A 22,867-nucleotide genomic window follows, 5' to 3' on the forward strand; every position below is an offset into this window, starting at 1 on the left:
GCGGCGGGGCGTACGCGTGCCGGCCGGTCAACGCCCGAGGGCGCGGACGACGGCGGTCGCCGCGTTGCCGAGGATCCGCTCGTCCAGCGGCCCCAGAACTGCGGTCATCGAGACGGTGACGAGGTTGTGGCCCACCCGGACCAGCACGACCGCCGTCGTACCAGTGAGCCGCTGCCGTCCGCTCCCCACCGAGAGCGCGTAGTCGACGCGCCAGGACTGTTCACCGAGCGCCGGTGGCCGCTTGGCGCGGACACCGAACCGTACCCCCTCAGCGGTGAACCGGGGGCAGGCGGCGCGCGCCGCGTCCGCGGCGGCGAACACCGCGCCGGACACCACGTCGGCGTACGAGGTGACGGTCACCGTCACCGTAGTGGACGCGGACACCACCCGGCCGCGGGACGTGCCGTGTTTGGCTTCGGCCCTGGCGCGCACGCCCGGCTCGATCACCTTCAGGAAGGCGTCCCGCGCCAGGGGTACGCAGGCTGCCGGCTCGATCCGCTGCTGGCCGGCAGCGGCCGGCTCCTGTGCGCGCCAGGTCCGGGGCAACGCCGGCCGGACCGCCCGCACGGCCGCGCGCGCCTCGGCGGCGGTCAGCCGGCGACCGGCGACCGGAAGATCTCCCGCCGACGGTTCGGTACCCGGCCCCGCCGGAGTCGACGTCGGCGTCGGCCCCGATGCCGGCGTCGACGGCTGCGCTTGCGGCCGCGGCACCGTGGCGGCTCCGGCGGCGACCGGCAGTGGCGCATAGCTGCCGGGCACCCCCGGCCCGAGCACCACCGCGGTCAGCAGCACCGCCGCCAGCGCCGTCCCGACCAGCACGCCCCCACCCGGGCGCACCCGCACGGCGGTGTCGGCTGACACCGTCCGCTTCGGAGCGAGCAGCAGGAGCGGCGTGGTGAGCGTGGTCAGGTACAGCAGCCAGACCAGTGGTGCCCCGACAGCCAGCCGGAACGCGAGCGCGTCGGCGCCCCGCCCGGCCGCCGCCGTGTCCACGAACTGGACGATCCCGCACGACGCGGTCGCCACCCCGGCGGCAAGCACCGACCGGGCCAGCGGCCACCGGCCCGCTCCGCTCGCGGTCACCAGCAGGACGCCCCACCCGACGAGGGCACAGAGCAGCCATCGGGCCTGGGCGGCGCGCAGCGCCTCGTCCAGGGTGGCGGGCGGATCCAGCCGGGCCCGCAGCACCGCGCCGACACCGCAGACGAGTACCGCGAGCACGACCGCCCTGACCCGCATCGACCGGACCGCCCGGCGTGGGAGATCCGACCCGGCCGGCCACGACCGGGCCGCGAGGAGCAACGGCAACGCGAGCGCGGGCAGCAGCCAGCCGGTGGCGGGCAACAGGTAGACCAGCCAGGCGCGGACCACGGCCGGATCCGCCCACACCGGCGGCAGCACCGGCAACGGCCACAGCACGGCGGCCGTGACGCCGATCGCGGCGGCATGGCCCGCGTACCTCCACCACCGGCCACCTACCGGGCCGGTCGCGGCGTCCCCCGCCGACGTCCGCGCGTCGACCAGGGCCGTAGCGACGACCACGCAGAGGCCCACCGCGCCCGCGCCCAGCGCCGCCGCCACGACGGCGCACACCAGGGCACCGGCCGCGTCCTGGTCCTGGAACAGTGCCCCTCCGCCGGGAAACGGCCGCCACGCCGTGCCGAACGCGGCCACGAAGAAACCGATCGCCGTGCCGGTGACGGGACGTAACCAGGTGGCAGCCACCCCGTCCCGCCGGGCCGAGGCCGCCCGGCGCAGCAGCGACGGCATCAGTACGCCGACGAGCAGCACGGCACCGACCCAGACGTCGACCAGCGGGGGAAGCCAGCCCTGCGCCGCGTAGTGCAGTTCCTGGCTGAGGTCGTGGACGGCCCCCATCGTCACCAGCGCGACCGCGCCGGCCGCGACGCCCCGCGCCAGGTCACCGGTCGGCCGGCGCTCCCGGTCCCGCAGCGAGGCGGCCCGGTCCCGCGGTGACGGGTGGCGGGCGAGCAGCCGGCGCAGCCGGGCCGCCGCCCCGTTTCCCGCCGGCCTCTCCCGGGTGCTCGCGTCGTGCAGCAGCGCGGTCAGCCCCTGCGCCTGGCCGGCCCGCACCACGTGCAGGTCCGCCTCGCGCTCACGCGCCCGCAGCAGCGCGGCCGCGAGCACCGCGACGAGCACCGACAGGAGCAGTGCCCGCAGGAAGGTGGCACCGACGATCGCGTTCGGGCTGAAGGTGCCGATCTCCAGCAGCCCGCCGACGGCGACCGCGGGCACGGGGAGCCAGACCAGGCCGCGTGCGGCGGACACCCACACCACGTCGCGGGCCCGCACGTGGGCGAGTTCGTGCTGGACCACCGGGTCGAACCGCAGCGGATCGCGGTACGCCACGGCCACGCCGGCCGGGAGCACGACGACGGGCCGCCGGCCGACGACACCGACGGTGAACGCCTGCCGCACGGGCGGGCCGGCGATGAGCAGGCGCGGCCGGTCCCGCCCGGACAGTCCGTTGTCGTCGCAGAGAGCGGCGAACCGGGCGGCAGCGGGCGCGACGGTGAACCGGCCCCGGTGCCGGCGCAGGCGCCACAGGTCGACCGACGGCACCAGGACCAGCAGCGCGGCGGCGCACGCCAACACGACACCCACCGCGCCGAGCATGACCAGCCCGCGCTGCCGTGCCGGCCCGGCCATGCAGTCGGTGAACCCGGGCGGCGCCGGCTCCGCGACACCGGCCCCGAACGCCCGGTCGCAGGCGTCGAGGGCCAGCGCCCACGGCAGGTGCAGCGACCGGTCGGCCAGAAAGAACAGGTCCCCCGCGCCGATCCCGACGGCGACCAGCGCCGCGAGCACGAGGAGATAGCACCAGGCCAGCCGGTCCGGCGACCGGACGGGCCCGGCCCCCGGCACGCCGACCGGACCGGTCACGGGTCGCCCTGGGCCTTCGTCGTGATCCGTCACGGGTCGCCCGGCGCCCCCATCGTGACCGGTCACGGGTTGCCCGGCGCCACCATCGCCCCGACCGTCGCGTCGGCCAGCAGGTCGGCCGCGTCCGGCGGCAGGCCCAGCGCGAGGGCGTGCCGCCGACACGCCTCACGGAGCTGCGCCACCTGTGGCCCGGTCAGGGCAATCGGGCCGGCCAACGGCTCCCCCGCGCCGGCACCGGTCACCGGCACCCGCGCGTCGGCCGCCGGGGCGGCTTCCAGGGCGGCCTCCGCCGGCCCCGGGACACCCGCCGGGTCGACCGGACCCCGGCCCGTACCGCGTCGTCGTCGCCAGCGGGCGCGGATCCCGGCGCCGACCCCCGCCGTACCCAGGACGAGCACCTCGCCGACGGCGGCGGCGGCCGCCTGGAGGAACAGCTCGCTGACGAGCACGGTGTCGATGCCGAAGCCGACGCCACCGCCCGGGGGCGACGACTGCCGGGCGGCGTTCGCCGCGCCCTCCCGCCAGGCGGCGGCGACCCCGTCGAACACTTCGAGTTCCTCGGGGACGTACCGGGCCACCGCACGACGCGCGGCATCCGCGACGAGGAGGGCGACCTGCTGCTGTCGATCGGTCACCGCCTCATCGTGCCGGTATCCCGCCACCCGGGAAGAGATCAGACAGTAAGCGGACTGTCATGGTCCCCAACGGACGACGGGACGCATCGCGCGAAAGCCGGCTACACCGCCGATCCGTACCCCGTGAGGGCCAGGACCGTGGAGGACAGCGCGGCGACGAGCAGCACGGTGCCCGTACCGAGCCCGGTGACGGCACTCACCGGCAGGGAACGCGCCCGCGCCACCGGAATGGCGGCCACCGCGACCAGCGTGACCAGCGCGGCGACCACGTGGATCAGCGGGTAACCGATGAGCGCCGCGACCGGGAACAGGTGCACCCCCACGACGAGGGCGACCCACGTGGAGATGAACTCCGTGCGGCGGCGTACGGCGAGCAGCCCGGCGCCGAGCGCGGCGGCGGCGAACTCCACGCCGACGACCAGGCCGAAGGACCGACTGGTCCCGTCGTCGAACGCCGTGCCGGCGGACCAGTGCCGCCAGGCGAGGAGCCCGCCGACGACCGCGGTCAGCAGGGCGATGCCCGAGGCGATGCCGAGCGGGACGCGCCAACTCCTCGGCGGCGCCTCCTGCGCCCAGCCGTACCAGCTGAGGGCGAAGAACCCGAAGACGACTGCGGTCGCCGCCGCGTCACGGACGTACTGGGCGGTCATGCTGCTCCCCCGGGCCGGTCGGATGCCGCGGGTGGCACCGTAACACCGGCCCGCGACCCGCTCGTGCGCCGTCCACCGGGGACCCCGCCGTCCCGGTCGGCACCGCCGGGCAGCCGCGAGACCCGTTAGACAAAGAGTTTGCACAAAAGTCTTTGAGTTAATACGGTGGATTCATGCCACCCGGATCGAACCGACGACTCAAGAACGCCGCCGAGCTACGGATGTTCGCCCACCCGTTGCGGCTGCGGTTGTTCTACGCGCTGACCGCCGAGCGGGAGGCGACCGCGTCCCGGCTCGCCGAGCTGGTCGACGAGTCGCTCTCGCTGGTCAGCTACCACCTGCGGGAGCTGGCCGCGCACGGCTTCATCGAGGAGGTGCCGGGCAGGGCTGGTGACCGGCGGGAGCGCTGGTGGCGCAAGACCCACGAGGGGTTCAGCTGGGCGTCGTCGGAGTTCACGGGCGATCCGCAGGCCCGCGGCATCGCGGTCGCCGCCAAGCGTCAGATGCTGGCCCACCAGATCAGCCGGCTCGAACGGTGGATCGACGAGGACCACGCCTGGGGCGACGCGTGGACCGACGCCTCGGTCTCCAGCGACTCGTTGCTCCGGCTCACCGCGCCGGAGCTGGCCGAGCTGAGCGACGAGCTGACCGCGGTGATACAGAAGTGGGCCGAGCGCGGGCGGGCCGGCGCCGAGGACCAGCCCGGCGAGGCCGGCCGGGAGCACGTCATGGTGTTCGTCCACGGCTTCCCGTTCCGGCCATGACCCAGCGGGCGGTCGCGGTCCGGCAGCCGCACCGGGACGGCAACGTCCTGCGCTGGCTCGCCGGTTTCGGCATGTCGCTGGTGGGCGACCAGGTCTACTACGTGGCGCTGGCCTGGACCGCCGCCAAGGTCGCCGGCGCCGGTGGGGCCGGGCTGGTCCTGGCCACCGCGTCCGTGTCCCGACTGTTGCTGCTCCTGGTGGGTGGCGTGGTCGTCGACAGGTGGGGCGCCCGGCGGCTGATGCTCGGCAGCGACGCGCTGCGCTGCGCGGTCATGGTCGCCGCGGCGGTCGCCACCGCCGCCGCCGACCCGACCCTCGCGGTGCTCATCGCGGTGGCGCTGGTGTTCGGCGCGGTCGACGCCGTGTTCCTGCCCGCCGTCGGGGCGCTGCCGCCGTACCTGGTGGCGCCGGAGCACCTCGCCCGGCTCCAGGGCATGCGGATCGCGCTGGCGCGGGGCGCCATCGTGGCCGGCGCCCCGCTCGGCGGGGCGGTCGTCGCCGCGTACGGGATGGCGGCGGCGTTCGCGGTCAACGCGTTCACCTTCGCCGTCTCGGTGCTCGCGCTCGCCACGGTCCGGGTCCGCGCCGAGGCGCCCGGCGTGCCCGGCCGGGCACGGGGGGTGGGCGCCGAGGTCCGGGCCGGACTGGTTGTCGCCGCACGGTCGCCACTGCTGCGTACCGTCCTGGTCGTCTCGGCCGTCGCCGAGTTGGGCTTCACCGGCCCGTTCAACGTGGGCATCACGCTGCTGGCGCGGGAACGCGGCTGGGGCGCCGCGGGCGTGGGTCTGATCGTCGGCGGCTTCGGCGTCGGGGCCGCACTTGCGGCCACGGCCGTGGTGGTGCGCGGCCGGGTCCCACGCGCCGGCCTGCTCGTCGGCCTGCTCGCCGTGCTGATGGGCGGCGCGCTCGCCGGGATCGGGTCCGCCCCGTCCAGGCCGTGGGCGGTCGCCGCGTCGGTGCTGCTCGGCGTCGGCGCAGGTCTGACCGGCGCGCTCGGCACGGCCCTGTTGCAGGCGCACACGCCGCCGGCGTACCTGGGCCGGATGATGAGCCTGAGCAGCCTGGCCGGCTTCGGTGGCATCCCGGTCAGCTACGCGCTCACCGGGTTGGTCGCCGGGCTGTGGGGACCGGCGGCGGCGTTCCTGGGCGGCACCGCGCTCGCGGCCGCCGCGGGAGTCGCCGCCCTGTCGAGCCGGGCGCTGCGCCGCGCCGAACTGTCCGCCGCGCGGACGCCGGACGAGCTGGCATCGACACGTGCGTCGAGCGGAAGGCCGCTCGTCGTCCCCCCACCGCGGGTGGAAGAGGCCCGGTCGGCACCGGCCGTCGACGATGTCGGTCAACGGAACGGACCCTCGGCGACCGCGACCCCGGTCAGCGCCGGAAATGTGTCCGCGGATGGCGGGAACCCGGGGGCGGCCGCGGACAGGTAGAGATGTGACAGCTGAGATGCGGGTCCGGATCCGGGCCGGAGACACCGATGCCTTCGGCACTCTCTTCGACGAGCACGCCGACGCGGTCTATCGGCATGCGGTGTGGAGTGAGGGCGATCCGGCGCATGCCGAGGATGTGGTGTCGCTGACCTTCCTTGAGGCATGGCGGATCCGCGAATCCCTGCGCCCGGACGGCGACAGCCTGCGGCCGTGGCTGCTCGGCATCGCCACCAACGTGCTGCGCAACCGGCGGCGGGCGGCGCGCCGGCACCGGGAGGCGTTGCGACGACTGCCGGTACGCGACACCGTCCCGGACTTCGCCGACGAGGTGGTGACCCGGTTGCACGATGCCGAACAGGTGGCCGCGGCGATGGCGGCACTGCGGGCACTCCGCCGGGCGGATCGGGAGGTGTTCCTGCTCTGTGTGTGGTCGCAACTGGACTACGCGGCGGCAGCCGAGGCGCTCGGCGTACCCGTCGGGACCGTGCGCTCGCGGCTGTCGCGGGCTCGGACCCGACTACGCGCGCTGGCCCAGCAGGAGACAGCACGTACCCGAATGATCCCCGTCGAGCAGGGAGAGTACCGATGAGCGAGCCCACCGCCCCCCACGTGCCGGCCATGGCGGCGGTGCGCCGGCAGGCACTGCGGCACCACCTGACGACCGAGATCGGGCGGCCGACCCGGCGGCCACGGCGGATGTTGGTGCTCGTGCCGGCGGCGGGCGTGCTGGCGGTCGCGGTCACGGCGGGGGTGGTCGCTCCGCCGTGGGCGCCGGACAGCGCGCCGCTGATCGTGACGGTCGAACAGGGCGAACGCAGCGGCGCGACGGCGTTTCTGCACCAGCTGGCCGCGGCGGTCGCCGACAAGCCGGGCCCCTCGTCAGACGAGGGCGAGTACGTCTACATCAGGAGCCGGGGTGCGTTCGCCGCCCTGGGTGACGGCCCGGCCCGGCTGCGACCGGTGCACGAGCGGGAGATCTGGATCCCGCGCTACGAGCGAGGTGACGGCCTGCTCCGGGAGCCGTTCGTCGACCTGCCGGTCATCGGTGTGATCCCGGAACGGACGACGCTCACGGACGTGGCACCGAACGCGGAGGTCGTCGATCTACCCAGCGACCCGGACGAGCTGCTGGCGCGGCTCTACCGGGAGCGGGAGGAGCGGGGCCGGGGCGACAGCCGCGACGGCGCGGCGTTCACCGCGATCGGCGACATCCTGCGCGAGTCGCTGGTGCCGCCCCGGACGAGCGCCGCGCTCTACCGGGCCGCGGCGAAGATTCCGGGGGTCGAGGTGGTCCGCGGCGTCACCGACGCGGCCGGCCGGCGAGGGCTGGCCGTCGCGCGTACCGAGCGGGACCGGCGCGACGAGTGGATCTTCGATGAACGGACGTACGAATACCTCGGCGAGCGCAGCTATCTCGTCGCCGACACCGTCGACGGGCCGGCCGGGACGGTGCTGGGCACGACCGCGGTGCTGCAACGGGCTGTCGTGGCGAAGCTCGGACAGCGCCCGGAGAGCTAGCCGGCGCCGGAGGCGGGTCATCGTCCCGACGGGCACTCGGGCGGGTCGACGGCCGCGGTGGCGTCGAACGTCGTGGTCGCGTCGAAGTTCGCGCGGCGGGCCGCCCGGCGGAAGGCGGCGAGCACGGCCGGGCCGGTCAGCACGACGAGCAGGGCCGTGGTGACGGCACGGCCGGTGTCCCAGCCGAGCGAGGTGACGCCGAAGAAGACGAGGTAGCGCTGGAACTGTTCGAGCACGGGCAGACCGGGCTGGTAGGCGATGGAGCTGCCGGGGTCGAGGGAGAACGGCCAGAACGAGAGGTTGAGCAGGAACCCGAAGGCGTATCCGGCGGCGGCCGCGTAGCCGGCCAGGAGCGCTACCTCGGCCCTGCCCCGGGCCGCCGGGAGCAGGCCGGCGAACATCCCGACCCAGGCGCAGCCGAACATCTGGTACGGCATCCACGGGCCGACGCCGCCGGTGAGCAGGGCGGAGGCGAAGAGGGAGGTGCAGCCGAGGGCGAAGCCGAAGCCGGGGCCGTAGACGCGGCCGGCGAGGACGAGGACGAAGAAGACGGTCTCGATGCCGGCGGTGCCCGCGCCGAGTGGCCGCAGCGCCGCGTTGATCGCCGACAGGACACCGAGCATCGCCAGGGCCTTGGCGTCGATCCGGCCGTCGGCGATCTCGGCGAAGACGACGGCGAGGACGAGCACGAGCAGCGCGCCGAACATCAGTGGCGGCGTCTCGGCCGACCCGAACGCGCCCGGCGCCACGACGAACGGCCACAGGAAGGCGACGAGGCCGAGGAACGAGGCCATGACGATCGCCGCGGTCGCGCGGACGGGGACGCGGACGGCGGTCACGGTCGCCCGGCCGGTGCGTCGGCGGGCGCGGCCCCGACCGGTCCGCCGGGTGCGGCCGGGAGCGCGGCGGCGACCTGTGCGACGGTGAGGTACGGCAGCGGGGCGAGCACCTTCGCGATCTGCGGCGCGAACGTCGGCGAGGCGGTGAGCACGGACGTCGCCGGTCCGTCGGTGACGATGTCGCCGCCGGCCATGACGACGACCCGGTCGGCCGCCGCGGTGGCGAACTCGACGTCGTGGGTGGCCACCACGACCGCGTGGCCCTGCCCGGCCAGCCCGTCGAGGGTGCGCACGAGGGCGGCCTTGGCGCCGTAGTCGAGGCCGCGCGTCGGCTCGTCCAACAGCACCACCCGGGGGGTGACGGCGAGCTGGACGGCCAGCACCAACGCCAACTGCTGCCCGGCGGACAGGTCGCGCGGATGGTCGGCGTCGGCGATGCCCGGGGCGATGTCGTCGAGCAACCGCCGGGCTGACCCCGGCACGGCACCGTCCCGGTCGGCCTGGTCGAGTTCGGCGCCCACGCTGTCGAGGTACAGCAGGTCCGCGGCGGTCTGCGGGACGAGCCCGACGAGCCGACGCGACTCGGCGGCGGCGATCTTCCCCGGGTCACGCCCGCCGGTGCGCACGGTGCCGCCGGCCCGCCGCCCGGCCCCCTGCAACGCCCACAGCAGCGACGACTTGCCGGAACCGTTGCGCCCCATGAGCGCCACCACCTGCCCGGCGCGCAGATCGAGGGTCGCCGCGCGTACGGCGACGACGGGACCGTGCCGGACGACGACGCCGGCCGCGGCCAGGACGACACCGGCGGCGCCCGTGTCATCGCGCGTCGCCGGGTGGGCGGTGCGGTGCGGCGTGGGTGGGACCGTGGGCAGCCGCCGGCGTAGCTCCGGTGCGCGGCGGCGGGCGTCGCGGACGGAGAGCGGCGGCGGCGCCCAGCCGGCCAGCCGGCCTAGGTGCACGATCGGCGGTGCGACGGCGCTGCCGGCGAGCAGCGTGGCGGGGTCGCCGTGGCGGGCCGTGCCGTCGCCGGCGAGCAGGACGAGCCGGTCCGCGTACGGGATGACGCGTTCGAGGCGATGTTCGGCGAGCACGACGGTGATGCCCAGGTCGTGCACGAGGCGGGTGACCGTGGCGAGGACGTCCTCGGCGCTGGTCGGGTCGAGCGCGGAGGTCGGCTCGTCGAGCACGAGGACCCGGGGGTGGGCGGTGAGCGCCGCGCCGATCGCGACCCGCTGCTGTTGCCCGCCGGAGAGTTCGTGCAGGCCGCGGTCGCGCAGGTCGGCGAGGCCGAGCAGGTCGAGGGTCTCCTCGACGCGGGCGCGCATGACGGCCGGGTCGAGGGCGAGCTGCTCCATCCCGTAGGCGAGTTCCTCCTCGACGGTGTCGGTGACGAACCCGGCCACCGGATCCTGCCCCACCACGCCGACGAGTTCGGCGAACTCGCGTGGTGGCTGGTCGGCGGTCGATCGCCCGGCGACGGTCACCCGCCCCGCGAGGCTGCCGCCGGTGAAGTGCGGCACGAGACCGTTTACCGCGTTGAGCAGCGTCGACTTTCCGGAGCCGGTGTGCCCGACGACGAGGCACAGCTCGCCTTCGTCGACCCGGAGGTCGACGTCGCGCAGGGCGGGTCGGTCGGCGCCGGGGTAGGTGACGGTCACGTGGTCGAAGCGGATCACGGGCGGGCTCCGGCGGGAACGGGGGCGGGTCGCGGCCGTGGCGGCGGCGGTGCGGCGAAGGCGGCGAGGGCCGCGACGAGAATGGCGACGGTCGGCAGCACCGGCAGGGTCGGCCAGCGCAGCGGGTACAGGTCCGGATTCAGTTCGGCGGGGTCGTAGCCGGTGCCGACGGTCAACACGACGGCGGCGACCGCTCCGCAGCCGGCGACGACGAGTTCCGGCCACTGCCAGCGGTCGGGGCGGTAACGGCTGCGGGACACCCGCCGGCCGCCGACGGCCAGACCGGCGACGCTGAGCACGACACCGCCGCCGAGGCCGCCGAGGCCGACCGGCCGGGGCACGCCCGGGTCCAGCAGGCCGTACACGCCGACGCACAGGCCCGCCATGCCGGTGAGCAGCAGCACGCCGGTGAGCTGCCGCGAGGCCCGGGTCGCGGTGCCGGTGCGGCCGTACCCGCGCGAGTCCATCGCGGCGGCCAGCCGCAGCGACCGGTCCAGCGCGTCGTGCAGCACCGGTAGCGCGACGGCCCGCACCGCCCGCAGCCCGCGCGATCGGCCGGCCCGGAGCCGGCGGGCGCGGGCGACCCGCTGGACGCTCTCGACGAGTTGCGGTGCGACGCTCATCGCCACGGTGACGGCGACGCCGAGTTCGTAGAGGGCGCCGGGCAGCGCCTTCAACGCGCGCTTGGGGTTGGCGAGGCTGTTCGCGGCGCCGACACAGCACAGCAGGCAGGCCAGGCGCAGGCCGTCCACGGCGGCGGACAGGGTCGCCTCCAGCGAGACCGGGCCGCCGATCTGGATGCCCGCGTACCACTCGGGGGTCGGCACCCGTGGCAGCCGGAACAGGATGTGGTCGTCGGCTGTGATGCCGGAGGCGAACACCGACCGGAACACGACCCGGACCGCGATGACGATGAGCGCCATGACCAGGTAGTAGTGGAACGCTCTGGCCCACGGCGCGGCGGTGCGGCGGGTGGTGACGACGAACCCCAGGACGGCAAGAACGAGCACCAGCAGCAGCGGGTTGCTGGTGCGGCTGGCCGCCGTCGCCAGGGCGAGTGCCCACAGCCACCAGGCGACCGGATGCAGGCCGCGCGGCAGCCGGGCGGCGCGCATCCTCGACGCGTACGCGGCCAGCCGGTCCCCGCCGTCGGCCGGTGTCACTCCGGCCAGGCGTCGGCGGTGTGGCGCCGGCGCCGCGCGGCCAGGGCGGTTCCCGCGATCGCGAACACCGCGAGCGCACCGAGGGTGAACAGCAGTGGGCGGGCTGATCCGCGTTCGGTCGGCGCCGAGGCCGAGGTGGGTACGGCGTCGACGACGGCTGGGCCGGTCTGGGGTGCGGTGCCGCCGCTCGTGGGGGGCGCGGTGCCGGGCGGCCCGGTCGGCGGCCTGGTGCTGGCGGTGGCTCCGATGTCGACGGCCGGCGACCGGGTCGGCCCGGTGGTGGGCTGGGCCCCTCCCGGCGGGGTGCCCGGTGCTCCGGGCACGGGGGGCTGGGCGGGCGCGCGGGTCGGGGCCGGGGCGCCGCCGGTGGGTGGTGCGGTGGTGACCGGGGTGGCGTTGTGGGCGCGGACGCTGTCCGGGCTGAACGTCGGCCCGCCCCGGGTGCCCCCGATGTCGGTCCCACCGAAGATCCACAGGTCGACGCTGCCGGGCTTCGGCTGGTAGCTCATCGCGCCGAGCTGGCTGTACTGCCAGGTGTCGGCGCCCGGGTCGGCGTGCCAGTACGACCAGTAGGCGCTCGCCGGCGGGGTGAGGACGCACTTCTCGTCGGCCGGCGTGGGATAGGGGGTCCCGTTGTCGAACCCGGCGTGGCTGATCCGGCAGATGAAGCCGGGCCCGTCGTGCTGCGTTCCGGTGGTCTTCCAGCCACCCTGGTTGAGCAGCTCGTAGCCGGTGGTCGGGGTGGTGCCGCAGGAGCGCAGCAGCGGCCCGCCCCAGCTGCGGAAGTCGACGGCGAGGACCACCCCGGAACTGGTGGTGCACCGGCCGATCGGCAGCGGGTCGGCGGAGGCGGGCGCGGGCACCGGGACGATGGCGGCGGCCGGGACGGTGACGGCCGCGACGAGCGTCGCGAGGATCCGGCGGGTCATGCCGGGTCACCGGTGCCGGTGGCGTCGTCCCGGCGTCGCTGGCGGGCGAGCAGGAGCAGGGCCACGCCGACGCCGATCAGGGCGGCCGCGGCGATCGCCATGGTGACGATCGACAGGCCGGTCACCGGCATGGCACCTGGTGGTGCCGAGCCGCCGGGCTCCTCGCCGCCGCCTGACGGGGACACCGACACCGACGGCGACGGCGACGGGGAGCCGGAGGGTGACGGTGTCGGGCTGCCGCCGTCGTGCACGTCGCGGAGCAGCAAGCCGAACGAGATGCCGGTCGCGCCGCTCACGGCCTGGGTCGAGGCGCGTACGTCGGAACCGGGCTGGCCGCCGGCCGCGACGGTGAAGCCGCCGTCCGGGTTCTGCTGCCCGGCGAGGAACGCCAACGCCCTGCCGATCCGGGCGGCGTGCGCGTCCCCGCGCAGGCTGAGCCCCTGGATGGCCAGCGCGGTGGAGTTGGTCGAGGTTCCGGCCGCCCCGGGAAACCCGCCGTCGGCCCGCTGCTGGGTGGCGAGCCAGGTGAGGGCCCGGTCGACGGCCGTGGACGCGGCGGCGTCGTCGGTCAGCAGTGCCAGCGCCATCGCGGCGATCGCGGTGCTGTCGACCTCGTCGCCACTGCCCTCGGCGGGGATCAGGCTGGGGAAGGCACCGTTGGCGCGCTGGAGACCCGTCAGGAAGGTGACCGGAGCGGTGGCGTCCTGCCGTTGCCCGGCCCGTACCTGCGCCATGATCCCGAGCGCCTGCGAGAACACCGAGGTGGCGTACCGGTAGTTTCCGGCGCCGGCGCACCCCGTGGCGGCGTCGACGCCGTCGCAGGTGACGTCCCTGAGCGCGGCGACCAGGTCGTGACCACCGAAGGCGCGCGGATCGTGGCCGGTCACCTGCGCGAGGAGGGCCACCTTGCCGATCGCGCCGCCCGAGGCGTACGGCGTGCCGATCCCCAGCCAACCGTCCACGGTGAAGCCGTCGTCGCCGACCTTGCCGCCGCCGCGGACGAACTCGGTGATCGCCCGCAGTTTCCCGTCGTCGTGGCCGGTCGCGGCGAGGGCGAACGCGCCGTCGATGGTCAGCCCGAAGTCGGGATAGCCGGGGAACGACTCGTAGTACCTGCCGTCGACGAGCTGCTGCGGCGCGACGAGCCAGGCGACGCCCCTGGCGAGGTCCGGCGTCGGGCCCGGCGGCGGTCCACCGCCGAGCGGGTGGTCCAGCGTGGCGAGGTTCCGCCCGGCCAGGGTGGCGAGGGCGCCCGAGGTCGGCACGAGACCGGATTCGCTTGTCGTCGGGTCGGCGGCCAGCCCGCCGTCGCCGGTGACGCGGGCGGCCAGGAAGGCGGTCGCCGATTCGGCCTGCTCCGTGCGGCCGGTCGCGAGCAGCCCCTGCGCCGCGAGAGCGGTGACGTGGGTCTCCGCCGCCGGCGCACCGACGTAGGGCAGGAAGCCACCGTGCGGCTGCTGCGCGGAGGTGAGGTACGTCGCCGCGGCGGTGACCACCGGGTCGTGGCCGCCCAGCGCGGTCAGGGCGAGCAACGCCAGGCCCGTGTTCGCCGGGTCCGGTGTGCACAGTTCGCCGGGGCCGATCATCGAGTCGGCGAATCCCCCGCCGGCGCACTGCCACCGCAGCAGCCGGTCCACAGTGGCGGCCGGCGGGTCGATTCCGGCGCGCCGCAGCGCGAGCAGCGCGGTCGCGTGGGTCGACGGGGCGGACGACCCGGCGAAGTCTCCGGCGGCCGCGCAGCCGGCCAGCGGGTCGACCGCCGCGCAGACCCGCTCGGTGAGCACCGCCGTCAGGTCCCGCCCGCCGAACGTACGCGGGTCACCACCGGTGATCCGCACGAGCAGCAGCAGGCTCGCGGCGTTGTACTGGTGCGGTGGCGCGGACGTGCCGTCGGGAAAGACCGCGGCGTCGACGTGCGCGGCGAGGTAGTCGAGCATCCTGCCCAGCACCGGGTCCTGCCCGCCGGCCGCGGCGAGCGCGGTGGCCACCACGATCGTGCGGGTGAGGTCGACGGTCTCCCAGTCGGCGTCGTACACGTGGTCGCCGTCGGTCAGTTTCCCGACCAGGTACGAGGCCGCCGCCGCGACCTGGGCCGGGGTCGGCTGCGCGCCGGGGCCGCCCGGGGTCGGCGTCGGCGTCGCGCTGGGGGTGCCCCCGGCGGCGCGGACCTGGTCCGGGGTGAAGGTCGGCCGGCCGGTGGTGCCGCCCACGTCGGTCCCGCCGTAGACCCAGGCCTGCACCTCCCCCGGGCCGGGCACCTTCGCCGTCGCGCCGAGCGGGCTGTAGGTCCACCCGTCCTGCCCGGGCGACGCGAACCAGTACGACCAGTACGCGGTCGCGGGCGGCGTCACCTCGCAGGGTTCCTGCGCGGGCCTCGGGTACTGGGTGCCGGCGTCGAAGGCGTCGTTGCCGATGCGACAGATGAAGCCGGGACCGTCGCGCACGGTGCCGGTGGTGGTGAACCCCGCCTCGCGCAGCAGCTCGAAGCCCGTGGTCGGAGTGGCGTCGCAGCCGCGCAGCAGCGGCCCGTCCCACGGGCGGAAGTCGACCGCGACGATGGCACCCCGGGTCGGCGTGCAGGAGTCGAGCGGATCGGCGACGGCGGGCGGCGCTGCCGCGACGGTGCCGAGCGTGACCAGTGCGAGGAGGGCTGCCCGGAGACGGGAACTTCGGTGGGCGGGTACCGGCATGGCGGGCTCTTCCAGGGGTGAGCGGCGCAGACGCGGACCCCGAACCGGCAACCCCGGCGCGATGCCCGCGCCGTGACCTCGACGACGCTGACTGTGACGCATCCAGCCAGGTACTCCGACTCGTCCCGGACGGGACCTACGGTTGCGGGCCAGTGCCGGAATCTGACCGGCTTCCCCTGGTGCTGGAACGGCCTATGGCAACACGGCGGCCGTGGCAGCGTCAATCGCCGCCGGGTGTCGGCTGGCTAACAGCGAGGTTCCGGTCGATGCCATAACATCCCGACCGTCGACACGCGAGGGAACCCGGTCGGAGTCCGGGGCTGACGCGCAACGGTGGGGGCGGCCAACCGCCCGAGCCCGAACACTCGCGCGGCGACGCACCACACGGAATCCGCCCCACGCGCCCTGGGGCCGGCCCGTCCCGCGCCGTCGCCCCCGGTTGCCACCGTGCCCGGGCTCGTTCCGGTTCGAGGCCGAGTCGCGCCCCGAACTGGAGGAGAGCCTGATGCGCCGCAGATCAACCCGACCGGTCCTGACAGCACTGGCCACCGCCGTGCTGGTCGTGGCGACCGGCACGCCGGCCGGAGCCACGTCGACGCCGGCCCAGATCACCACCGCCAAGAACAACGGCGTCGCCTATCTCAGGACGTTGCAGGCCGCCGACGGCAGCTACGCCGGCGGCGGGCTGTCCCTGGAGTGGGCCTTCACCGCGTTCGCCGGGGCCGGCACCCACCCGGTCGACGTCTATCCGAGCGGCGACACCAGCAAGAACGCCCGCACGATCTACCGCAACCAGTTGTCCGCCGCCACCTGGCCCGGCGGGTCACCGGTCGTCACCGACTACGAACGCGGGCTGCTCAACGCCTACGCCGCCGGCATCGATCCGGCCCGCGTCTCCCCCGCCCGCAATCTCGTCGCCGACGTGGTCGGCTACTGGCAGACCGCCTCGGTCGGCTACTACGGGCCACCGGCGAACTTCAACGGGACCGTGTTCGCCGTCCTCGCGCTCGCGGGCGCAAGGACCCAGGCCGGCGCCACCCGCGTCCCGCAACGGCTGCTCGACCTGTCCGTCACGACGATCCGCAACAACCAGCACAACGACGGCGGCTGGAACTTCAGCCAGGCCGAGGGCAATCCCACCGCGCTCGCCGCCCCCAGCGACATCGACATGACCGGCGCCGCGATGGCCGCCCTCTGCGTCGCCGGCGTACCCCACACCGACACCGACGTGGTGCAGGCCAAGAACTTCCTCAAGAGCAAGCTCGCGAACACCACGGGCGGCTTCAACGCGATGTTCGGCGCCAACACGAACTCCAACGGCTGGGCCGTGTCGGGGCTCAACGCCTGCGGCATCCCCAGCCAGGGCGCCGACTTCACCACCGCCGCGGCCAGGACCCCCATCGACTTCCTGCGCGCCCAGCAGCTCTCCGGCGGCGGATTCAAGTACCTGCCGTCGGACACCAGCCCCTCCGGGTACGCCTCCGTGGATGCCGTTCGGGCTCTCAGCGGCGGCGGATTCACCACCGCGCCACCCACCCCGGTCACCGCCGGCGCGCCCCGCTGGGTCGCCGCGAGCGGGTTCACCAGCGGCACCCCGACGAAGCTCACCGTCGTCGTCGACAACGGGACCACGGTCCGGCCCTGCGCGGTCACCGTCACGCCGACCGGCACGACCACGACCCTCGGCGCCGTCCTGACGGCCGCCCAGAGCGCCGCCAGCCCGTCCGGTTGCGTCACCGGCGTGACGCCGGCTTCGGGCACGATCACCGCGATCAACGGCCTGGCCAACAGCGGCACCAGCACCTGGAAGGTGTCCCGCGACGGCGGCGGCCTCACGGCGGCCTCCCACGCGGCGACGGTCACCGTCGGCGACGTGGTGTATCTGCGGTACGGCACGTGACGGTTCGGCGAGCCACGCCACGCTCGCCCGTCCGGACGGGCCGGCCGAGCTGACGAGAAGGGCCTGTGACCGCGTTCGCGGAGGTCACAGGCCCTTCGCTCGTGCGCGACGACCGCAGGGGCGGGCGACGGAGTCCCGCCACACTGGAGGGTCGGTCCGGGGTCCACCGATAAGGATAGGCTAGCCTAATCGCGGACAATCACCCCGATCGACGGAGGCGAGATGCGGCTGTACCTGACCGCGCTCAACCCCACCGACGCCGTCCTGGAGGGTTTCCTGCCGGCGGCGGACTCGCTCGGGCTGCCGATCACGGTGCTGACCGACCGGCCCGAGCAGTGGCCGTCCGACGCCCCGGTGACCGGGTGCCAGGTCCGCGACCCGGCAGCGGTGGTCGCGGCGACGGCAGCCGGCCGACCGGCGGCGCTGCTGTCCAACAGCGACCACCTGCAGGAGACGACCGCCGTCGCCGCCCGGAAGCTCGGTCTTCCCGGAAAGGATCCCGAGGCCGCCCGACTGTGCAAGGACAAGGCGGCGGCCCGGCGGGCGGTGGCCGCCGCCGGGCTCGACCTGGTCCGCACGGTCACCGTCGATCCCGGAGCCGCCCCCGACGTGCCGGGCGGGATGTTCCCGGCCGTCGTCAAACCGCGTGACGGCGTGGCCAGCGAGGACGCCTACCTGGTGACCGACCGGCGCGAACTCGCCGCCCGGGTCGCCGGGATCCGCGACCGCCGGCCGGAAGTCGCGCTGGTGGTCGAGGAACACCTCACCGGCGAACTGCGCACCCACGACACCCTCGGCGACGGCAGCACCGTGGCCGTCCTCGGCGGATGGCGTACGGGTCTCGGCCCGCCGCCGACCTTCACCGAGGTCAGCCTCGACTGGGCGCCCCCGGCGGAACCCGAGACCGCCCAGCTACGGGCGCAACTCGACGCGCTCGGCGTCGGTTTCGGCGCCTGCCACACCGAGTACGTCCTCCAGGACGGCCGGGCCCGGTTGATCGAGGTGAACTACCGCCTCATCGGCGACCGGATGGACCTCGTCCTCGCCGAGCTGCTCGGCGTGCCGCTGTTCGCGTACGTCATCCGGCTGCACCTCGGCGAGCCGCTGGCCGCCCTCGACCTGCCGCCGGCCGACGGCCACCGGTACGCCCGGGTCGAGTACGTCTGCGCGGACCGGCCCGGCCGGCTCGCGGCGGCCCCGGGCCGGCTGGACACCGTCCACGGCGCGGTCCGGCTGGGCTGCCGGCCGCTGCGCGAGGTGGGCCGGAGCGCCGCCCTGACCGGCACCAACCGCGACTACCTCGCGGCGCTGCACGGCATCGGTCCCGACCAGGAGGCCGTCCGCGACGCGCTGGCCGCCTTCCGGCGCGACCTCCGCTGGACGATCGAAGCATGATCGACGACAGCGAGCGGGCGCTGTTCGCCCGGGTCCTGGACGCCCTGCTCCGCGAGGACCACCTCGGCCTGCACAGCCGGGGCCGCCCGGACGGTCCCGACCGGTGGGAGGCCCCGCTCGACGGCGGGCTGATCCGGATCCCGGTCCGGGCCGACGGTTTCCAGCAGGCCCTGCGCTGCGCCGCGCCCCTGCTCGACGCCGTCGCGGCGGACGGGACCGCCCGCCGGGTGGACACCCTGGACGGGCTGCTGGCGGCGCTCGCCCCGCGGGACGACCCCGAGGCCGAGGCCGGCTGGCGGGTCTTCGCCGCGGAGTGCCGCGGCGACCTGCGGGCCCGCCGGCTCGCCAGCCGGACCCGGCCACGGGTGCTCGCCTCGGTCGTCGCCGAACGCGCGGCCTCCCCCGCCGGCATGCCGGCCGCGCCGCTCGACGACGTGCTCGCCGCGCACGCCGGTCACCCGGTCTATCCCACCGACCGGTGCCGGCACGGGCTCGGCGACGACGACCTGCTCCGGTACGCCCCCGAGCACGCGCCGCGCTTCCCGTTGCGCTGGCACGCCGCACCCGCCGGGGCGGTACGCCTCACCGGCGAGCTTCCACCGTGGTGGCCGCCGGCACCCCGGACCGGCCAGTTGCTGATCCCGGTGCACCCGCTCACCGCGGCCCGCGGCACGCTGCCGGTGACTGACCTGCCGGAGATCACCGCCCGGCCGACCCTGTCCATGCGGACGGTGGCGCTCGACGTCGACCCGTACACCCATCTCAAGCTGCCGCTGCCGACCGCGACCCTCGGCGCCCGCAACCGGCGGGCGCTGCGACCCGACACGCTCGTCGACGGCGCGGCCGTCGCCGGGCTGCTCGACCGGATCGCCGCGGCGGAACCCGCCTTCGCCGGCCGGATCCGGCACGCCGACGAGGGCACCTTCGGGCACCTCGACGGCGACGAGCAACGGAGCTTCCTGCTGCGCCGGTTCCCGCGCGACCTGGCCGGGGCCCAGGTGGTGCCGGTGGCGGCCCTCGCGGCACCCGACCCCGCCGCCGGCACCGTCCTCGAACGGATCAGCCCGGAAGCGCCGGTGGCCCTGCTGGAGTCCTACCTGGACCTGCTGCTCGACTGGCACGTCTGTCTCTGGCTGCGGCACGGGGTGGCGCTGGAGGCGCACCCGCAGAACATCCACCTGCTGGTCCATCCGGACGGGACGCTCGGGCTGCTCTACAAGGACAACGACGGCGCCCGGCTGGACCGGCGGCACCGCGGCCCCGGCGGCCCGGAGCTGCGCGACGACCGGATGTGGGTGGACGATCCGCGGGAGCTGGCCGACGTGTTCGTCACCATCAACCTGCACCTGGCCGCGGCGGCACCCCTGCTCGCGCTCGCGGCCCGGGGCGTACGGGTGCCCACACCGGCTGCCGCGCTGGCACCCCGGCTCGCCGCGGCCCGCGACCGCTGGGGTACGGGTCCCGCCGCGCGATACTTCACCGAGCGGGTGCTGCGGGCGCCCCGGCTGCCGATCAAGGCGATGCTCACCGCCGGCACCCTGTTACCCAAGCAGCGACTCGGTTGTGCCGACGTCAACAAGTACTACCGGTACACCGGCCCGAACTACCTGCGGGAGACATCATGACGAGCAGCGGGTTGCGCTGCCAGCCCGGCCTGCACACCGACCGGCTCGCGGACCTGGCCGCCGCCCACGCCGTCTTCGGCTGCCTGCTGCGCGAGGTGGCCCTGCCCGAGGGGAACGCCTCCGTCGCCGACGGGGCGGCGCGGCTGCGCCTGCCGCATCTCGGCACGACGCTGCGCTGCGCCGTCACGCGGCTGTCCCCGGTCGGCGCGCACCGCTACGAGGGCCCGGTGCAGCGCGCGGCCGGCGGCGGCCACTGGGAGGACCTGGACGCGGCGCGGCTGGCCGGCATGGTCGCGGCGGAACTCACCGCGCTCACCGGCCTGGCCAACGACGAGTTCGTCGGTCAGGTCCGGGCCAGCCGCGACGCGGTGGCCCGGCTGCTGACCGACCGGCCGGCACATGATCCCGCCCCCACCGGCGAGGCGGCCATCGACGCGTACCTGGAGTCCGAGCAGTCCCTCGTCTTCGGCCATCCGCACCATCCGGCGCCCAAGTGGCACGGCGGCGACCCGGACCGCTGGCGGACGTACGCCCCCGAGCTGCGTCCGGCGTTCCGGCTGCACTGGCTCGCCGTCCCGGACGACCTGGTCGCGGACGCCGGGCCGTTCGACCCGCTCGCCGACGCCCTCGACCCGCCCCGGCCGCCGGCCGGGCACCGGGTGCTGCCGGTGCATCCCTGGCAGCTGTCGCTGACCCCGCCGGCGGATCCACGGCTGCGGCCCCTCGGCGCGGCCGGCGTCCCGGTGCGGCCGACGGCGAGCGTACGCACCCTCTACGCCCCCGAGGCCGACCTGTTCGTCAAGACCAGCCTGCACCTGCGGATCACCAACTGCCTGCGCAAGAACGCCCGGTACGAGCTGACCGGCGCGGTGGCCCTGACGCGGCTGCTGTCCACCGTGCCCCTTCCGCCCGGCGTCGAACTACTCGCCGAGCCCGCCTACCGGACGGTCGACGCGCCGGGCGCGGACGAGGCGTACGGGACGATCCTGCGTACCGGGCTGCGCCCGCACCTGCGTCCCGGGGAGACCCCGCTGCTGGCGGCGGCGCTGGCCGCGACGCCGCTCGCGGTCGCCGACCCGCTGGGCTGGTGGCGGGCGTACGTGGGGCTGCTCGTGCCGGCCGTGCTGCGCAGTTGGCTCAGCCACGGCGTCGTGCACGAGGCACACCTGCAGAACGTGGTCGTGGTGCTCGACCGCCAGGGCAGCCCGGTGCGGATGCTGCTGCGGGACCTGGAGGGGCTGAAGCTGGACACCGCCCGGTGGCGTACCTGGCCGGAGGGGGTGCCCCCGCAGGCCCGCTACGGCCCGCGCGACGCCGCCCGCCGGATCGTCTACTGCCTGTTCGTCAACCACCTGGCCGGGGTGTCCGGCGCGCTCGCCGACGCGCGACCGGCGATCGAGCCGCACCTGTGGCAGGAGCTGCGGGCCGTCGTCGCCGCGCTGGCCGCCGAGCTCGGCGACCCGCCCGAGCTGCGCGCGCTGCTGCGCGGGGATCCGCTGGTGGCGAAGGCGAACCTGCTGGTCCGGTGGCGGCGCGACGCCGACCGGGCGGCGCAGTTCGTGCCGGTGCCGAACCCGTTCGGGAGTCCACGATGATCCGCCCCGTCTACGTCCACGACCTCGCCGGGCTGGCAGCCCACGCGCGCCGGATCCGGGCCGCGCTGCCGGAGCGGGTCGAGTTGCTCTACGCGGTGAAGGCGAACCCGGATCCGGTAGTGCTGCGGACGTTGGCGCCGGTCGTCGACGGGTTCGAGACCGCCAGCCGCGGGGAGCTGCGACGGCTGGCGGAGGTGCTGTCCGACCGGCCGCCCGCCGCGTACGTCGGGCCGGGCAAGACCGACGAGGACCTCGCCGCCGCCCTCGCCGCCGGGGTACGCCGGATCCACGTGGAGTCGCCGGCCGAGTTGCGGCGGCTCGGCGCGCTGGCCGTCGCGGCGGGCACGCCGGCGCGGGTGCTGCTGCGGGTGAACCTGCCGGTGGCGGCGCCCGGCGCGAGCCTGGTCATGGGTGGTGGGCCGAGCCCGTTCGGCATGGCGCCGGCCGAGGCGCTGGAGTGCGCCCGCCGCCCACCGGCCGGCGTCGAGGTTCGTGGCGTGCACGCGCACCTGGCCAGCGGGCTGGCCGCCCCGCTCGCCGGCTCGGTCGCGGCCGCCGTGGTCCGCTGGGCGGTCGCCGAACTCGGCGCGGCCGAGGTCAACGTCGGCGGGGGCATGGCTGTGGACTACTCGGACCCGGCGGCGCGATTCGACTGGTCCGGCTACGGCCGGACGCTGGCCGAGCTGCTCGACGCGTACCCGCGGCTGCGGCTGCGGATCGAGCCGGGGCGCTCGGTCACCGTCTACTGCGGGGCGTACGTGACCGAGGTGATCGACGTGAAGCGCTCGCACGGCGAGTGGTTCGCGGTGGTCGCGGGCGGCACGCACCACCTGCGTACGCCCGCGGCGAAGGGGCATCCGCAGCCGTTCACGGTGCACCGGCGGCACGGCGCCGACGGTCCGCGTACCGACGGCGGGCCGGTCACCGTGGTGGGGCAGCTCTGCACGCCGAAGGACGTGCTGTCCCGGTCGGCGACGGCGGGGGTGGTCGGCGTCGGGGACGTGCTGGTCTTCGCCATGTCCGGCGCGTACGCCTGGAACATCAGCCACCGCGACTTCCTGCTGCACGACCCGCCGGTGTTCCGGACCGGCGATCCGCGCGAGGTGGCCGCCGGGTGGGCGGCCCGGCCGGTCCGACCGTAGGCGGGCGCGACA

Annotated in this window: 16 protein-coding genes, 1 pseudogene and 2 riboswitches; of the genes and pseudogenes, 9 read left to right on the forward strand and 8 right to left on the reverse strand. The window is 75.5% G+C overall.

From position 1 onward, the window contains the following. Positions 1–27: 27 nt before the first annotated feature. The 3 genes from ABZ809_RS18160 to ABZ809_RS18170 all read right to left on the reverse strand — a co-directional run bounded on the left by ABZ809_RS18160 (position 28) and on the right by ABZ809_RS18170 (position 4,189). Positions 28–2,904, reverse strand: a complete 2,877-nt coding sequence (locus ABZ809_RS18160) for a M48 family metalloprotease (RefSeq protein ID WP_357563664.1) — start codon at positions 2,902–2,904, stop codon at positions 28–30. A 62-nt stretch (positions 2,905–2,966) separates the two neighbouring features. Beyond that, complete coding sequence (locus tag ABZ809_RS18165) at positions 2,967–3,539, reverse strand: hypothetical protein (RefSeq protein WP_357563665.1); 573 nt, start codon at positions 3,537–3,539, stop codon at positions 2,967–2,969. A 101-nt stretch (positions 3,540–3,640) separates the two neighbouring features. After that, entirely contained in the window at positions 3,641–4,189 is a 549-nt protein-coding gene (locus tag ABZ809_RS18170) for a hypothetical protein (RefSeq protein WP_357563666.1), read from the reverse strand. Positions 4,190–4,362: 173 nt separating this feature from the next. On the opposite strand from ABZ809_RS18170, the gene ABZ809_RS18175 reads away from it, so the two are divergent. From ABZ809_RS18175 to ABZ809_RS18190, 4 genes and pseudogenes are all read left to right on the forward strand, one after another. Beyond that, positions 4,363–4,953, forward strand: a complete 591-nt coding sequence (locus ABZ809_RS18175; protein WP_357563667.1) for a helix-turn-helix domain-containing protein — start codon at positions 4,363–4,365, stop codon at positions 4,951–4,953. Then, a pseudogene (locus ABZ809_RS18180) lies at positions 4,950–6,182 on the forward strand (MFS transporter); the annotation flags it as partial. The gene ABZ809_RS18175 and the pseudogene ABZ809_RS18180, both read left to right, overlap by 4 nt. Positions 6,183–6,387: 205 nt before the next feature. Beyond that, the gene (locus ABZ809_RS18185; protein WP_357563668.1) at positions 6,388–6,972 is read left to right on the forward strand and encodes an RNA polymerase sigma factor; all 585 of its coding nucleotides are present in this window, start codon (positions 6,388–6,390) and stop codon (positions 6,970–6,972) included. Continuing rightward, positions 6,969–7,901, forward strand: coding sequence for a CU044_5270 family protein (locus ABZ809_RS18190; RefSeq protein ID WP_357563669.1), 933 nt, complete (start codon positions 6,969–6,971; stop codon positions 7,899–7,901). Before ABZ809_RS18185 ends, ABZ809_RS18190 begins: the two co-directional genes overlap by 4 nt. A 17-nt stretch (positions 7,902–7,918) precedes the next feature. On the opposite strand, the gene ABZ809_RS18195 is transcribed toward ABZ809_RS18190, so the two are convergent. Genes ABZ809_RS18195 through ABZ809_RS18215 form a run of 5 tightly spaced genes read right to left on the reverse strand, consistent with a single transcriptional unit; the run spans position 7,919 to position 15,198 of the window. Then, positions 7,919–8,740: an ECF transporter S component gene (locus tag ABZ809_RS18195; RefSeq protein ID WP_357563670.1), complete on the reverse strand. Its 822-nt coding sequence runs from the start codon at positions 8,738–8,740 to the stop codon at positions 7,919–7,921. Further along, the gene (locus ABZ809_RS18200) at positions 8,737–10,416 is read right to left on the reverse strand and encodes an ATP-binding cassette domain-containing protein (protein ID WP_357563671.1); all 1,680 of its coding nucleotides are present in this window, start codon (positions 10,414–10,416) and stop codon (positions 8,737–8,739) included. Before ABZ809_RS18200 ends, ABZ809_RS18195 begins: the two co-directional genes overlap by 4 nt. Further along, entirely contained in the window at positions 10,413–11,579 is a 1,167-nt protein-coding gene (locus tag ABZ809_RS18205) for a CbiQ family ECF transporter T component (RefSeq protein ID WP_357563672.1), read from the reverse strand. Before ABZ809_RS18205 ends, ABZ809_RS18200 begins: the two co-directional genes overlap by 4 nt. After that, a complete protein-coding gene (locus ABZ809_RS18210; RefSeq protein WP_357563673.1) occupies positions 11,576–12,508 on the reverse strand; it encodes a hypothetical protein in 933 nt (310 codons plus the stop codon). Before ABZ809_RS18210 ends, ABZ809_RS18205 begins: the two co-directional genes overlap by 4 nt. Then, complete coding sequence (locus tag ABZ809_RS18215; protein ID WP_357563674.1) at positions 12,505–15,198, reverse strand: prenyltransferase/squalene oxidase repeat-containing protein; 2,694 nt, start codon at positions 15,196–15,198, stop codon at positions 12,505–12,507. The genes ABZ809_RS18210 and ABZ809_RS18215 overlap by 4 nt, the downstream gene beginning before the upstream one ends. A gap of 109 nt (positions 15,199–15,307) precedes the next feature. Then, positions 15,308–15,374, reverse strand: a riboswitch (cobalamin riboswitch). Between the two features lie 122 nt (positions 15,375–15,496). Beyond that, positions 15,497–15,563: riboswitch (cobalamin riboswitch) on the forward strand. Between the two features lie 140 nt (positions 15,564–15,703). On the opposite strand from ABZ809_RS18215, the gene ABZ809_RS18220 reads away from it, so the two are divergent. From ABZ809_RS18220 to ABZ809_RS18240, 5 genes are all read left to right on the forward strand, one after another. Beyond that, positions 15,704–17,098, forward strand: coding sequence for a prenyltransferase/squalene oxidase repeat-containing protein (locus ABZ809_RS18220; RefSeq protein WP_357563675.1), 1,395 nt, complete (start codon positions 15,704–15,706; stop codon positions 17,096–17,098). Between the two features lie 222 nt (positions 17,099–17,320). After that, positions 17,321–18,493, forward strand: a complete 1,173-nt coding sequence (locus ABZ809_RS18225) for a siderophore biosynthesis protein (RefSeq protein WP_357563676.1) — start codon at positions 17,321–17,323, stop codon at positions 18,491–18,493. Continuing rightward, positions 18,490–20,118: an IucA/IucC family protein gene (locus ABZ809_RS18230; RefSeq protein ID WP_357563677.1), complete on the forward strand. Its 1,629-nt coding sequence runs from the start codon at positions 18,490–18,492 to the stop codon at positions 20,116–20,118. Before ABZ809_RS18225 ends, ABZ809_RS18230 begins: the two co-directional genes overlap by 4 nt. After that, positions 20,115–21,713: an IucA/IucC family protein gene (locus tag ABZ809_RS18235; RefSeq protein WP_357563678.1), complete on the forward strand. Its 1,599-nt coding sequence runs from the start codon at positions 20,115–20,117 to the stop codon at positions 21,711–21,713. Before ABZ809_RS18230 ends, ABZ809_RS18235 begins: the two co-directional genes overlap by 4 nt. After that, positions 21,710–22,855 carry an alanine racemase gene (locus ABZ809_RS18240; protein WP_357563679.1) on the forward strand — a complete coding sequence of 382 codons (1,146 nt, stop codon included), beginning with the start codon at positions 21,710–21,712 and terminating at the stop codon, positions 22,853–22,855. Before ABZ809_RS18235 ends, ABZ809_RS18240 begins: the two co-directional genes overlap by 4 nt. The last annotated feature ends 12 nt before the right edge of the window (positions 22,856–22,867 follow it).

Source organism: Micromonospora sp. NPDC047074 (assembly GCF_040643815.1).
Classification (GTDB): domain Bacteria; phylum Actinomycetota; class Actinomycetes; order Mycobacteriales; family Micromonosporaceae; genus Micromonospora.